Consider the following 13,295-nt stretch of genomic DNA (forward strand, 5'->3'; position numbering starts at 1 on the left):
ACATGACTGAGCCGATACTCCGTTCGGCACAGAGCACGAAACACGTGCCCCCGTTCAGCCGCCGCCCGGCTCCGGCAAAGCGGCCGACGCACCACCGGTTTCCAGCGCACGGTCGCTCTCGTCCTTCAGCGTCACGCCGCTCAAGCCCAGGGTCAGTGCGCGGGCGAGCAGCCAGTGCAGCTTGAACGCTGCTTTCTCATGTGTGAGGCCGGCCGTTCGCACGTTCGAGATGCAATTGCGCTCTGCATCCGAGCGGCCGACCTGCGGCCCGAAGGTCAGGTAGATGCCGAGGCTGTCCGGTGAGGACAGGCCGGGCCGCTCGCCGATCAGCACCGCCACCGCCCGGGCCTTCAGGGCCTCGCCGATCGCGTCGCCGAGCGCCACGCGGGCCTGACTGGCGATCACCACGGGAGCGAGGCGCCAGCCGGATTTCTCCGCCAGGGGCTTGAACGCCTTCAGCAGCGGCGCCGCGTTCTCGTGCACCGCCCGGGCCGAAAGCCCATCGGCCACCACGATAGCGAGGTCGGCCGGTTCGACTGCGGCTTGAAGCTTGGCAAGGTTTTCCGGATCGAGGCGGCGGCCGAGATCGGGGCGGCGCAGGTACGTCGCCCGGTCGGGGGCCTGTGAGGCCACCGGGATCGTGGTGAGGCCGAGTTCCGCGATGGCGCCGGCCAGCGCCTCCGCATCCATCGGCGCGTGCACGGCGTCCCGGGCCTGAGCGTGGTCGAGGCCGAAGCGCAGCACCTCCCGGGTCGGCAAGCCGCTGCCGGCGCGGCCGAGCCCGATCCGGGCCGGCGTCAGCCCGGCGAGTCGCGCCCAGATCTCCCCGGGGTCGCTCACGCGGCCAGGTCCGGCGCCGCTGAGAGCAGCGGGGCGCCTGAACCCGGCAGCAGGGCACCGGCCGCGTCGGTCAGGCCGATGCCGTGGAGCCAGGCCTCGAATTCGGGGGCGCGCTTCAGGCCCAAAACCTCGCGCAGGTAGAGGGAATCGTGGAACGACGTGGATTGGTAATTGAGCATCACGTCGTCGGCCCCCGGGACGCCCATGACGTAGGTGCAGCCGGCCGCGCCGAGCAGTGTCAGCAGCGTGTCCATGTCGTCCTGATCGGCCTCGGCATGGTTGGTGTAGCAAACGTCGACGCCCAGCGGCACGCCCATCAGCTTGCCGCAGAAATGGTCCTCCAGCCCGGCCCGGATGATCTCCTTGCCGTCGTAGAGGTATTCGGGCCCGATGAAGCCGACGACGGTGTTGACGAGGAGCGGCCGGAACGGCCGGGCGACCGCGTAGGCCCGGGCCTCCAGGGTCTGCTGGTCGATGCCGTGATGGGCATCCGCCGACAGCGCCGAGCCCTGGCCGGTCTCGAAATACATGCAGTTGTCGCCGAGCGGGCCGCGCTTGAGCGCCAGGGCCGCCTCGTAGGCCTCCTTGAGCAGGGGGAGCGTCACCCCGAAGCCGGCGTTCGCCTTTTCGGTGCCGGCAATCGACTGGAACACGAGGTCGACGGGCAGCCCACGCTCCATGGCGGCGAGCGTGGTGGTGACGTGGGTGAGCACGCAGGCCTGCGTGGGAATGGCGTGCTTCTGGATCAGCCCGTCGAGAAGCTGGAGCAGGTCGCCGAGCGCCTGGACAGAATCGGAAGCCGGGTTGATGCCGATCACCGCGTCGCCGCAGCCGAGGGTGAGCCCATCGAGGATCGCCGCGGTGATGCCCTTCGGATCATCGGTGGGGTGGTTCGGCTGCAACCGCACCGCGAGCGTACCGGGGAGCCCGATCGTGTTGCGGAAGCGGGTGACCACGCGGACCTTGCGGGCCACCGAGATCAGGTCCTGATTGCGCATGATCTTTGAGACGGCCGCGGCGATCTCCGGCGTGACGCCGGGGGCGATCCGGGAGAGCACCTCCGGGGTGGCGGTCAGCAGAAACTCGCGGAAATCGCCGACCGTCAGAGGGGCGATCTCTTTGAAGGCGGCGGCGTCGTGCGTGTCGAGGATCAGCCGGGTAACGTCGTCCTGCTCGTAGGGGATCAGCGGCCGGGCCAGGATCTCGGAAAGCGGCACCTCGGCGAGACACCAGCGCGCCGCCGCGTTCTCCTCGGCGGATTCGGCCGCGATGCCGGCGAGCCGGTCGCCGGAGCGCACCGGCGTCGCCTTGGCCATCAAGGTGGCGAGATCGGCGAAGACGTGGGTGCGCGGGCCGACGACGTGGCGGTAGGCCATGCGGTTTCACCCCGTCCTTGCTTCCGAGGATCACAGGATAGCGTGATCCGGTGCGGCTGTCCGGTCAGGCGGCACCGGCGTTCGGCGCCGGGACCTCGGTGGAGATCGCGTCGACCGTGCGGGGCATCGGGCTGCCCTGCCCGTCCGAGCGCTGGATCCGGACCTGCTGGTTGACCGGCTGCATGTTGCCGAACGGCGTCGAGAAGGCGATCTCGGCGGCGTCGCGGCCGACGCCGATCCGGACCAGCCCGTCGAGATCGGCCTGGCGGGTGGCGTCGAACAGCCACCAGCGCCCGTCGAGATAGGCCTCGAACACCGCGTGGAAATCGCTCGGCACGAGGCCGTGGGCGTAGCAGCTCACGAACCGGGCCGGGATGCCGAGTGCCCGGCAGAAGGCGGTGCCGATATGCGCGAAGTCGCGGCAGACGCCGGCGCGCTTCAGCAGCGACTCGTCGGCCGTAGTCTCGCCGTCGCTGGTGCCGGGCTGGTAGGTGATGTGGTCGTGGATCCAGTTGCAGATCTCGTTCACGCGGCTGTGGCCCTTGGGCAGCGCGCCGAACTCGGCCTGCGCGAACGGCGTCAGCCGGTCGGACGAGACGAACCGGCTCGGCAGCAGGAACGGCAGGATGTCGAGGGGGAGCACCCCGATCGGGGTCTCGTTGATGGTCGCCGGGTCGGCCCGGTGGACGGTCAGATCGACCTCCGCATTATACTCGAGCGCGAACTGGCCCATCGGCACGTTGACGCCGAGATAGCGGTTGAGCAGGTCGGGCGTGGTGTAGAGGTCGCGCTTCAGGTTCGGCGTGAGCACCAGGCTCTCGCTGAGGATCTCGACGCTTCTCAGCTTGGCGACCTCCAGGTTGAAGATGAAGGTCGTGTCCGAGAGTATATTGTAGGATAGGCTGCAACCGAGGGTATAGCGCATCGGATCTCCTTGCCGGGCGACGAGATGATCGCTGCCCAAGCAAGCGGCGCGCCCGATCGCGGTTCCCGGTCAGCGCGGCATGAGCAGCACCGTCAGCGAGCGCACGCCCTGCGCCCCGTGGATCAGCACGCCCTCGATATCGGCCGTGGCCGAGGGGCCGGTATGTAGCACCGCGTAGGCGGAGCAGCCGAATTCAGGGCGCTTGTAGGCCGCCTGCACGTTCGGCAAAATGTCGGCGGGATCGAGCAGCACGATCAGGTGCTGGGCCAGGTAGGCGACCGCGTTCACGATCAGCTCGCCTTCGGTGAACAGCACCGATCCGGTCTCGGCGATGCCGAACACCGCGCGCACCACCGCAACGTCGACATCCTCGACCTCCTGCGGGTAGCGCACCGCCCGCAGGTCGCGGTTACCCGCGATCTCCGGGACCGCGGAGGCGATCACCTTGGCCTCGGCCAGACGCTCCTGGACGCCGGCCAGGGGGTCGCCGGTGCGGCCGTCTTCGATGCGGCCGCCCATGCGCTTCAGCCGCTCGCCGAACTCCTCGACGAGATCGTCGCCGACCAGCGGCACGAAGGTCGGCACGTCCGGCAGCGGGTAATCGCCCGCCGGACGGTTGGCCTTGAGCGCCGCCAGGATGCCCGCGCGGGCGCTCATCGGGCGGCGTCCTTCACGGTGGCGTCCTTGGCCGCCTTCTGCATCCGGTTCTGCTTGTACCAGGCGTGGAAGGTCTGGCGCGGCGCGTCGGGCATCTCGCGCTTCTTCCCCCAGGTGTTGAGTGGGTTGTAGACCGCGAAGCGCGGCAGGACCTTCAAGGCCGAATCCGCAGCCCCGATCGCCGCCCGGTAGGCGGCCGGCCGGGACAGGACCGCGCCCGCGGCCTTCATCATCCCCTGCTTGAGCGCCGGGATGTGATGCTCCTCGACCAGCACCTTGCGCCAGGCAAAGATCTGCTCGTGGATGTTGATCTTCACAGGGCAGACGTTGGTGCAGGAGCCGTTCATCGTCGAGGAGAACGGCAGGGTCGAGTATTTCCGCTTGTTGAAGGTCGGGTCGATGATCAGACCGATCGGCCCGGAATAGGTCGCCCCGTAGGAGAGCCCGCCCGAGCGCCGGTAGACTGGGCAGGTGTTCATGCAGGCGCCGCAGCGGATGCATTTGAGCGAGGTCCAGAATTCCTCCAGCCCGAGCCGGGCCGAGCGGCCGTTATCGACCAGCACCATGTGCATCTCGGTGCCCGCACGGGGTCCGCGGAAATGCGAGGTGTACTGGGTGATCGGCGAGCCCAAAGCCGAGCGCGACAGCAGCCGGATGAACACCCCGAGATGCTCGACCTTGGGGATGATCTTCTCGATGCCGATCGAATGGATCTGCAGCGGCGGGACGTTGCCGGAGAGGTCGGCGTTGCCCTCGTTGGTGCAGGTGACGACCGTGCCGGTCTCCGCGATGGCGAAGTTGCAGCCGGTCATGCCGGCATCGGCTTTCAGGATGTAGGGCCGGGTCGTCTCGCGCTGGCTTTCTGCGAGGTAGTGTGCGTCGTCGTTGTCGGGATCCGTACCGAGCGTCCGCGAAAAAACTTCGGCCACGTCCATGCGGGTCTTGTGGACCGCCGGGGCCACGATGTGGCTCGGCTCCTCGTTGTCGAGCTGCTGAATGCGCTCGCCGAGGTCGGTCTCGATGATCTCGATGCCGTTGGCCGCCATGTGATGGCGGAAGCCGCATTCCTCGGTGAGCATCGACTTCGACTTCACCAGGGTCTCGGCGCCGCGGCTGCGCAGGATCTCCAGGACGATGCGGTTGTGGTCGGCGCCGTCCGCGGCCCAGTGGACCTGCACGCCGTTGGCCTTCGCGGCGGCTTCGAATTGCTCGAGATACTGATCGAGATGGGTGAGCGTGTGCGCCTTGATGGCGGAGGCCAGCTCGCGCAGCTCCTCCCATTCCGGGATGCCGTGGGCCGACGCGTCGCGCTTCTTGCGCAGGTCCCACAGGCGCTCGTCATGGGCGGCCTGGTGCAGCGGCGCGGCGAGGAAGCGCTCGGCGGCCTCGGCCTGGTCGATCGGGCGATCGCCGCGGATCTTCGCGCCCCGGGGCTGAGCCTCCCGGACCTTCGGCGCACGGATCGGTTTGGTCGCGGCCTCGGCGTGCTGGAGGCGTCCACCATCCTGGCCGCGCTCGCTCTCGTCGTCGGCGGCGCGGACCTCGGGGTGGATGACGCCGTCGCGGGCGCGCGGGTTCAGGTCCTCGACGCTCATGCGGCGGCTCCATTCAGCACTTGCGCGATGTGGATGTACCGGAGCGGCAGCCCGAGGCGCTCGGCGCAGCCCTTCTGGTGCATCAGGCACGAGGAATCGGCCGAGACCACGTATTGCGCCCCGGCCCGATTCTGATCGGCGACCTTGTCGTAGCCCATCTTGGCCGAGACCGCGGGCTCGAACACCGAGAAGGTGCCGCCGAAGCCGCAGCACTCGTCGGGCCGGGCGAGGTCCACCAGTTCGACGCCCTTCACCAGACGGAGCAGGTCGAGGGGTTTTGAGAAATACGGCTTCACGATCTCGGAGGGCCGGGCGTGGTGGATACCGCGCAGCGCATTGCAATTGCCGTGATAGGCGACCTTGTGCGGGAACTCGGCCCAGGGCAGCGCCTCGATCTTGAGAACGTCGTGCAGGAACTCGACCAGCTCGTAGGTGCTGGCCCGGACCTTCTTGACCTCCTCCGTCAACGGGATCGCGGTCAGGTGCTCGCGCACCTGATGCACGCAGGAGCCCGAGGGCGCCACCACGTAGTCAAAATCCGAAAAGTTCTTGACGAACAGGGCTTCGGTGGCGGCGGCCTCGGCGTGACAGCCGGTATTGGCCATGGGCTGGCCGCAGCAGGTCTGGTCGAACGGGTACTCGACAGTGCAGCCGACCCGCTCCAGCAATTCCAGCGTGGCGATCCCGACTTCCGGCTCGAAGGCGTCGACGTAGCACGGCACGAACAGGCCGACCCGCATGGTCCGGAACCTCCCTGGATCGCCCGCGCCGTTGCACTGGAACGGGTCTAGATTACCCAGGGAGGTCTACCGGATGAGGTTGGTTTTGGCGAGGTCGAGAACTGCGTCACCGCGCCCGTCCATCACGGCCCGCAGCACGTACAGGCTGAAGCCCTTGACCTGCTGCCCGTCGATCTTGGGCGGCATCGACAGCTCGTTGCGGGCGGTGCGGACGTCGAGAAGCGAGGGGCCGTCGAAGGCCAGGAACTCGCGCATGGCGCCCGGCAGCTCGGCCGGGTCCTCGACCCGAATCGCAAAGATGCCGGCGGCCCGGGACATCGCGGCGAAGTCCGGATTGTCGAGGGCGACGCCGGTCTCGAGATAGCCCGCCGCCTTCATCTCCAGCTCGACGAAGCCGAGGGTGCCGTTGTTGAACACCACGACCTTCAGCGGCAGGCGGTGCTGGCGGAGCGTCAGGAAGTCGCCCATCAGCATGGCGAAGCCGCCGTCGCCGCACAGTGCGATCACCTGCCGATTCGGCTCCGCGGCCTGGGCGCCGATGCCCTGCGACAGGGCGTTGGCCATCGAGCCGTGGACCCAGGAGCCGAGCAGGCGCCTTTTGCCGTTCATCGCCAGGTAGCGCGCCGCCCAGATGGTCGGCGTGCCGACATCGGCGGTGAAGATCGCGTCGTCCGCGGCCGCCTCGCTGATCGTCTTGGCGAGATATTGCGGGTGGAGCGGGCCGCCCGCCTTGCCGGTGGCAAGCTCGTCGAGGCCGGTGCGGGCCTTGGCGTAGTGTTTCAGGCTGGCATCGAGGAAGGACCGGTCGGCCTTGGGCTTGAGCCGGGGCAGCAGCGCCCGGATCGTCGCGCCGACATCGCCGACCAGCCCGTGCTCGATCCGGCAGCGGCGACCGAGCTCGGAGGGGCGGAGGTCGACCTGGGCGATCTTGGCGTCCTGCGGGTAGAACTGCTTGTAGGGGAAGCCCGTGCCCAGCATCAGCAGGGTGTCGCAGGCCATCATGGCGGCGTAGCCGGACGCGTAGCCGATCAGGCCGGTCATGCCGACATCGTAGGGATTGTCGAACTCAACAAATTCCTTGCCGCCGAGCGCGTGGACGATCGGGCTCTTGAGCGCCTCGGCGAGTTGCAGCAGCTCGGAATGCGCGCCGGCGCAGCCGCGCCCGCAGAGCAGGGTCACGCGCTTGCCGGCATTGAGCAGCGCCGCGAGGGCGTCGAGCTCCGAATCGGCCGGGCGAACAACGGGCTTGGCCGGGATCAGCCCGGCATGGGGGGCGAGCGCCCGCTTGGGCGCATCACGCAGCGCCACGTCGCCCGGGATGACGATGACGGCGACGCCCCCCTCCCCCACGGCGGCGCGGATCGCGTTCTCCAGCACGAACGGCATCTGCGACGGATCGGAGATCAGCTCGCAGTAATGGCTGCATTCGCGGAACAGCTCGGTCGGCCGGGTTTCCTGGAAATAGCCCGAACCGATCTCGGCCGAGGGGATCTGTGCGGCAATGGCCAGGACCGGGGTCCGGCTGCGATGCGCGTCGTAGAGGCCGTTGATCAGGTGTAGGTTGCCGGGGCCGCAGGAGCCGGCGCAGACCGCGAGCTTGCCGGTGACCTGCGCCTCGGCGCTCGCCGCGAAGGCCGCAGCCTCCTCGTGGCGGGTGTGGATCCAGTCGATCCGCCCACGGGCGCGCAGGGCCTCGGTGATCCCGTTCAGGCTGTCGCCGACCACCCCGTAGACGCGGGCGACGCCCGCTGCCTGAAGGGTCTCGGCGATGAGATCGGCGACGTTCTCGATGCGCATGGTTCGGCACTCCGCATTTTCGGATCCGAACCGCTGCGCCGCGGGTGATGTTCCGCCGATCCATGGTGCGATGCACACTTCGCGAAACAATGCGCGGGTTCCCCTCGCCCCGCTTGCTGGGTGAGGCCCGCACGGACCTCGTCGTCCGTGCGGGAAGCGCAGGCGAAGCCGGAGCGGCGGTGAGGGGGCGGCTCAGAACGGGGCGCGTGCCCTGAGCCGCCCCCTCACCCTCGGCTGCCGCCTCGCCGCGCCGACGACGAGGTCGTCGCGGCCCTCTCCCCGCAAGCGGGGCGAGGCGACACGTTCGCGCGCCGAAGCTAAAACTTCGGCCGGCACCCTAGTGCCGAACGGCGTCGACATCCCGGGCGACCACGGCGAACAGGTCGCTCAGCGCCGCCAGGCTGGCCGCCTGGAGCTGAGCCGCCGGCACCACCGAGCCGTCCGGCGCCGGGAGATCCCGCGTCGCGGTGGTGGAGGCGACCACGGTCGGCTGGAAGCCGAGGTTGAAGGCGGAGCGGGCCGTCGAGTTGACGCACATATGGGTCATGAAGCCCGCCAGGATCAGGTCGGTGACCCCGGCCCGCTTGAGCCGATCCTCCAGGTCCGTGCCCACGAAGGCGCTGGGGAAGGCTTTGGTGATCACAGCCTCGCCGTCCTGCGGCGCGACCTCCTCGGAGATCTGCCCGTTCGCCGCCGTGATGTCGAAGGGCGAACCCGGCCCGGCATTGTGCCGGATATGGAACACCGGCGTTTCGGCCTCCCGCGCCCGTCGCAGCAGGATCTTGGCCTGCGCGACCGCCGGCTCGACGCCGGCCAGGCGCAGCACCCCGTCGCGATAGGTGTTCTGGATGTCGATGAGGATGAGCGCGGCCTTCTTCAGGCTGGCGGGCTCCGGGCTTAGCCCGGACAGGCTGCGAAGGGTCTTGAGATCGCTCACCCGTATCTCCCAAATGCGCCTGCGGTCGATCCGCCGGAGAGGCCCCGCGATGGCCGCGAGAATCGCCGTACCGGAGCGTCCGGGGACCAGACCTTAAACCCGTCCTGCTTCGCCGCCTACGAGGCCACGGAGCGCCGCGCGACGCAAGGCCGGACCTGCGCTTGCGGGGGTTAGCACCCACTGACGGCTCGGCAGCCCTGTTTCCCAGGGAAGTCGGGACCCGCGCTTGATTTCCGGCGCCTCAGAGTCGAAGGACGTCTGGAAACGTTCCGAAGAGATCAGCGTCAAAGAGATCAGCGCCATGGAAGAACTGCTCGCCCGCGTCACCGCCCGCACCGGGCTCGACGCCGCGACGGCACAGACGGCCATCGGGCACATCCTGGCTTTCCTGCAGAAGGAGGGTCCCGAGACCGAGGTCAATCAGCTCCTGGCCGCCCTGCCGGGCTCCGAAGCGCTCGTGGCCGAATCGAATGCCGGCGAGAGCGGCGGCGGCGGCTTGATGGGCATGCTGGGCGGGATGATGGGCGGCGGCGGGGTGATGGCGCTCGGTCAGAAGCTGATGGCGGCGGGCGTGCCCATGGGCCAGATGCAGCCGCTCGGTCAGGAGCTGTTCGCCTTCGGCCGCGAGAAGGTCGGCGAGGATGCGATGGGGCCGATCATCGGCTCGATCCCGGGCCTCAACCAGTTCGTCTGACGAGATCAGCGTCCCGAACGGTCGGAACCACGTTCCGGGACGCATTTCGGGCGGGCGGCACGTGTGCCGCCGCACTGTTTTCGGGCTGCACCTGATCGATCGTAAAAATGTGGTTTCGCCGCGAAAGCTTGGCGGAACCCGTCCCCGCGATCCCCGTTATTCGGGATGCGATCCGGGTCAGCGCCATCGGCGGATGACCGGTTCGTACTCAAGCAGGCCGGCCATGCCCGTCTTCGAAGCCAAGAATCTGGACAGTGCGTTCGAGGGCCAAGCGCTCCTTGCCGCGATTCTGCACCCGACCCGCGCCGCCCAGACCCGCGCCCTGCGCCACGGTCGCCGCCGGGCCGAGCGCGCTGCGGCTCTGGCCGATCCGCTGACGATCGAGCCGCGCTTCCCGACCGCGAACGACGAACTCGCCGCGGCCACCTTCCACGGGCGCTGAGCCCTCCTGTCGCTACCAGGGCTGGGGTGTCACGAGGCCCTGGCGGGTGACCACAACCCACTCGCGGCCGCGGCGCTCGACGCCCTCGACCCGTCCGACGCCCGGCAGCATGTCGCCCGGCCCGACCTCGACGATGCGCCGCCGCCGGTTTTCCAGGATCGCAGCGCCGTCATAGACATCGCGGACCGCCCAGCCGTCGATCACCGGCGGCTTGTCCGCCGCGACGGGCTTCGGCTTCGCGTCCGCGGCCTTCGCCTCTGCATTCTTCAGATCGGCAGCCTTCGCGTCGCTGACCTTCGCGTCGACGCTGCGCGTCTCGGCGAGGCTTCCGGTCTGGGTAGGCTCGGCTTTTGCGACCGGTGCCGCGGCAGCGCGGCGCTCGATCTGGGTGGCGAGGTTGGCAATCCGGCCGCTCTGCTCGCGCTCGACCTGTTCGAGGCGCTCGCCCAGGGCGGCGGTCTTGGCGTTCAGGTTCTTGTCGAGCTGCGCCAGGCGTTCGCCCAGCGCGCTGCTGCGGCTGCTGGCCTCCTTGCGGGCAGTGTCGGTGGCGGCGCGCAGGTCGGCCAGCACTTGGTGGAGCTGTGCGATATCGGCGCCGAGCCGGGCGGTCTCGGTCCGTCCGGCATCGACGGTGGTGCTCAGCGCCACGACGGCATCGTTCGGCACGCCGCCAGATCCGGAACGGGCGGCGACGCCGGCCCCGAGCACGAGCCCGACCGCGAGGGCGGCACCGGGAATCGCGTAGCGCCGCAGGTCGATCCCGGCGAGCGACGGCATGGCGAAGCGCGGGGCCGCCGGCGCGGCGACGGGCTCGGGCTTCGGCTCGCCCTTGCCGGCCACGACCGCCTTGAGCAGTTCCTCGGGAGAGAGGGCCGGCTTGGCATCACTCTTCGTCATCGCCCCCAACTCCGCCTGCAGGGTATCTGTGCAAGCGTTCGTTAAGGACGTTTGTTTACGAAACCCTTACCGGCACCCGGACTGGCGATAGGGGTTATACGGCGCAACACCTCTCCCAGACCGCGACGCACCCCCTCTCCCGTGCGGGAGAGGGTTGGGGTGAGGGATGCGCGTTATCCGGAAGAACCTGGTCCCTCACCCTGTCCCTCTCCCGCACGGGAGAGGGGACCCGCGCCATCTGCGGCCGGACCAAGATCATCGGTCCGCCCGTGCCTTCCCGAAACAACCTAAGCGGCAAGCCCCCGCTTCTTCAGCAGCGGCGCGATGCTCGGCATGCGGCCGCGGAAGGCCGTGTAGGCGTCCCGCGGGTCGCGCAGGTTGCCGGCGCCGTACACGAAGGTGCGCAGGCGCTTCGCCGTCTCCGGATCGAAGATGTCGCCGGCCTCCCGGAAGGCGTCGAAGGCGTCGGCGTCCAGCACCTCGGACCAGAGATAGCTGTAATAGCCGGCGGCGTAGCCGTCGCCCGAGAAGATATGGGCGAAGTGCGGCGTCCTGTGGCGCATGCTGATCTCGGCCGGCATGCCGATCCGCTGCAAGGCGTCGGCCTCGAAGGCCGGCACGTCGAGGCCGGATTCGCCGCCCGACGAGAGGTGCAGGGTCATGTCGACGATCGCCGAGGCGGTGTATTCGACGGTGGCGAAGCCCTGGTTGAAGGTGCGCGCCGCGAGCAGCTTGCGCAGCAGCGTGTCGGGCATCGGCTCGCCGGTCCGGTGGTGGCGGGCATGGGCCTGCAGGACCTCCGGCTGCTCCAGCCAATGCTCGTAGAGCTGCGAGGGCAACTCGACGAAGTCCCGCGACACCGATGTCCCGGAGAGCAGCGGGTAGGTCACGTCCGACAGAAGCCCATGCAGGGCGTGGCCGAATTCGTGGAACAGGGTGCGGGCATCGTCGAAGGACAGGAGCGCGCTCTCGCCGGCGGGGGCCTTGGCGAAGTTCATCACGTTGACGATGACCGGCGTGACCGTGCCGTTCAGGCGCTCCTGCGAGCGGAATGCGCTCATCCAGGCACCGGAGCGCTTCGAGGACCGGGCGAAGTAATCGCCGAGGAACAGGCCGACCTCGGACCCGTCCGGGTTGCCGACCCGCCAGACGCGCACGTCCGGGTGGTAGCGCGGGACGTCGGACAGCTCCTCGAAGGTCAGCCCGAACAGGCGCGAGGCCGTGTCGAAGGCCGCCTGGATCATCCGGTCGAGAGGCAGGTACGCCTTGACCTCGCTCTCATCGAGGTCGTGCTCGGCCCGCCGCAGCTTCTCGGTGTAGTGGCGCCAATCATGCGCCTGGAGCGCGAAGTTGTGGCCCTCCTGCTGGACCAGCGCCTGGAGCCGCTCGCGCTCCTCGCCCGCCCGCGCCCGGGCCGGGGTCCAGACATCCCGCAGCAATTCCATGGCGGCGTCGGGGCTCGCCGCCATCGTGTCGTCGAGCTTGAAATGCGCGAAGCTGTCGAAGCCGAGCAGCCGCGCGTGCTCGGCGCGCAGCCCGACCATCTCGACGATGATCGCCCGGTTGTCGGTGGCGCCACCATTCTCGCCGCGCTTCGTCCAGGCCGCGTAGGCCTTCTCGCGCAGATCGCGCCGGGTCGAGAACACCAGGAACGGCTCGATCAGCGAGCGCGACAGGGTGATGACGTGACCCTCCAGCCCGCGCTCCCGAGCCGCGCTCTCGGCGGCGGCGCGCAGGAACGGCGGCAGGCCGGCGAGATCGTCCTCGCTGGTCAGCGGCAGGGTGAAGCTGCTCTCGTCGGCCAGCAGGTTCTGGCTGAACTGGGTTCCGAGTTCCGACATCCGGGCGGCGATCTCGGCGATGCGCGCCTTGTCGGCCGGGGCGAGATCGGCGCCGGCGCGGCGGAAGCGGATGCGGTAGCGGTCGAGGACCCGGCGTTCTTCGGATCCGAGGCCCTCCGCCTCGGCATCGACGGCCGAGATCCGCGCCCAGAGCTGCGGGTTCAGGTAGATGGCGCTGCCGTGCCGGGACAGTTTTGGGCCGATCGTCCGCTCGATCGCCTGCAGCTCCGGGTTCGTGTGGCTGCCGGTCAGGTTGTAGAAGACGCCGGCCACCCGCTCGAGGGCCTGGCCCGCCCGCTCCATCGCCGCGACGGTGTTCGCGAAGGTCGCAGGCGCCGTGTCGGACGCGATCCCCTGGATCTCGGCGTTATGGGCCGCGAGCGCCGCCTCGAACGCCGGCATGTAATGCTCCGGCTGGATGCGCTCGAACGGCGGCAGGCCGTGGGGCGTGCTCCACTGCGCGTCGCGGAAGGGGTTGTCCTGCGGCAGGCTCGAGAGCCCGGCATCGGCGACATCCGGCATTCGGTCCTCAATGGTGCGTTGGTCCGACAGGT

Annotated in this window: 12 protein-coding genes; 2 read left to right on the forward strand and 10 right to left on the reverse strand. The window is 69.2% G+C overall.

Annotated features, from left to right (window positions below; genetic code table 11):
- Positions 1–54: 54 nt before the first annotated feature.
- From eutC to MKL20_RS24260, 8 genes are all read right to left on the reverse strand, one after another.
- Positions 55–840, reverse strand: coding sequence for an ethanolamine ammonia-lyase subunit EutC (eutC, locus tag MKL20_RS24225; RefSeq protein ID WP_244038817.1), 786 nt, complete (start codon positions 838–840; stop codon positions 55–57).
- A complete protein-coding gene (locus MKL20_RS24230) occupies positions 837–2,216 on the reverse strand; it encodes an ethanolamine ammonia-lyase subunit EutB (RefSeq protein WP_244038818.1) in 1,380 nt (459 codons plus the stop codon). Before MKL20_RS24230 ends, eutC begins: the two co-directional genes overlap by 4 nt.
- 64 nt (positions 2,217–2,280) lie before the next feature.
- Positions 2,281–3,141 carry a transglutaminase-like domain-containing protein gene (locus MKL20_RS24235; protein WP_243946509.1) on the reverse strand — a complete coding sequence of 287 codons (861 nt, stop codon included), beginning with the start codon at positions 3,139–3,141 and terminating at the stop codon, positions 2,281–2,283.
- Positions 3,142–3,210: 69 nt separating this feature from the next.
- Entirely contained in the window at positions 3,211–3,798 is a 588-nt protein-coding gene (locus MKL20_RS24240) for a lactate utilization protein C (protein WP_244038819.1), read from the reverse strand.
- The gene (locus MKL20_RS24245) at positions 3,795–5,393 is read right to left on the reverse strand and encodes a lactate utilization protein B (protein WP_244038820.1); all 1,599 of its coding nucleotides are present in this window, start codon (positions 5,391–5,393) and stop codon (positions 3,795–3,797) included. Before MKL20_RS24245 ends, MKL20_RS24240 begins: the two co-directional genes overlap by 4 nt.
- Complete coding sequence (locus MKL20_RS24250; RefSeq protein WP_244038821.1) at positions 5,390–6,133, reverse strand: (Fe-S)-binding protein; 744 nt, start codon at positions 6,131–6,133, stop codon at positions 5,390–5,392. Before MKL20_RS24250 ends, MKL20_RS24245 begins: the two co-directional genes overlap by 4 nt.
- Positions 6,134–6,199: 66 nt before the next feature.
- Entirely contained in the window at positions 6,200–7,930 is a 1,731-nt protein-coding gene (poxB, locus tag MKL20_RS24255; RefSeq protein WP_244038822.1) for a ubiquinone-dependent pyruvate dehydrogenase, read from the reverse strand.
- A gap of 337 nt (positions 7,931–8,267) precedes the next feature.
- Positions 8,268–8,867: a cysteine hydrolase family protein gene (locus tag MKL20_RS24260; RefSeq protein WP_244038823.1), complete on the reverse strand. Its 600-nt coding sequence runs from the start codon at positions 8,865–8,867 to the stop codon at positions 8,268–8,270.
- Positions 8,868–9,168: 301 nt separating this feature from the next.
- On the opposite strand from MKL20_RS24260, the gene MKL20_RS24265 reads away from it, so the two are divergent.
- Entirely contained in the window at positions 9,169–9,561 is a 393-nt protein-coding gene (locus MKL20_RS24265; RefSeq protein WP_243962573.1) for a DUF2267 domain-containing protein, read from the forward strand.
- Between the two features lie 223 nt (positions 9,562–9,784).
- Positions 9,785–10,003 (forward strand): hypothetical protein, encoded by a 219-nt coding sequence (locus MKL20_RS24270; RefSeq protein ID WP_243962572.1) that lies wholly within the window; start codon positions 9,785–9,787, stop codon positions 10,001–10,003.
- Between the two features lie 12 nt (positions 10,004–10,015).
- On the opposite strand, the gene MKL20_RS24275 is transcribed toward MKL20_RS24270, so the two are convergent.
- Together MKL20_RS24275 and MKL20_RS24280 are read right to left on the reverse strand one after the other, a co-directional pair.
- The gene (locus MKL20_RS24275) at positions 10,016–10,900 is read right to left on the reverse strand and encodes a hypothetical protein (protein WP_244038824.1); all 885 of its coding nucleotides are present in this window, start codon (positions 10,898–10,900) and stop codon (positions 10,016–10,018) included.
- Positions 10,901–11,187: 287 nt separating this feature from the next.
- Positions 11,188–13,263: a M3 family metallopeptidase gene (locus tag MKL20_RS24280; RefSeq protein ID WP_244038825.1), complete on the reverse strand. Its 2,076-nt coding sequence runs from the start codon at positions 13,261–13,263 to the stop codon at positions 11,188–11,190.
- Positions 13,264–13,295 lie beyond the last annotated feature (32 nt).

Origin of the sequence: Methylobacterium sp. E-066 (assembly GCF_022829635.1) — a bacterium.
Taxonomy (GTDB): domain Bacteria; phylum Pseudomonadota; class Alphaproteobacteria; order Rhizobiales; family Beijerinckiaceae; genus Methylobacterium.

Bases quoted from the DNA above. Each gene is read 5' to 3' on its own strand.
- MKL20_RS24230 (WP_244038818.1), bottom strand. From the start codon at position 2,216: ATGGCCTACCGCCACGTCGTCGGCCCGCGCACCCACGTCTTCGCCGAT.
- MKL20_RS24235 (WP_243946509.1), bottom strand. From the start codon at position 3,141: ATGCGCTATACCCTCGGTTGCAGCCTATCCTACAATATACTCTCGGAC.
- MKL20_RS24240 (WP_244038819.1), bottom strand. From the start codon at position 3,798: ATGAGCGCCCGCGCGGGCATCCTGGCGGCGCTCAAGGCCAACCGTCCG.
- MKL20_RS24245 (WP_244038820.1), bottom strand. From the start codon at position 5,393: ATGAGCGTCGAGGACCTGAACCCGCGCGCCCGCGACGGCGTCATCCAC.
- MKL20_RS24250 (WP_244038821.1), bottom strand. From the start codon at position 6,133: ATGCGGGTCGGCCTGTTCGTGCCGTGCTACGTCGACGCCTTCGAGCCG.
- poxB (WP_244038822.1), bottom strand. From the start codon at position 7,930: ATGCGCATCGAGAACGTCGCCGATCTCATCGCCGAGACCCTTCAGGCA.
- MKL20_RS24265 (WP_243962573.1), top strand. From the start codon at position 9,169: ATGGAAGAACTGCTCGCCCGCGTCACCGCCCGCACCGGGCTCGACGCC.
- MKL20_RS24270 (WP_243962572.1), top strand. From the start codon at position 9,785: ATGCCCGTCTTCGAAGCCAAGAATCTGGACAGTGCGTTCGAGGGCCAA.
- MKL20_RS24275 (WP_244038824.1), bottom strand. From the start codon at position 10,900: ATGACGAAGAGTGATGCCAAGCCGGCCCTCTCTCCCGAGGAACTGCTC.
- MKL20_RS24280 (WP_244038825.1), bottom strand. From the start codon at position 13,263: ATGCCGGATGTCGCCGATGCCGGGCTCTCGAGCCTGCCGCAGGACAAC.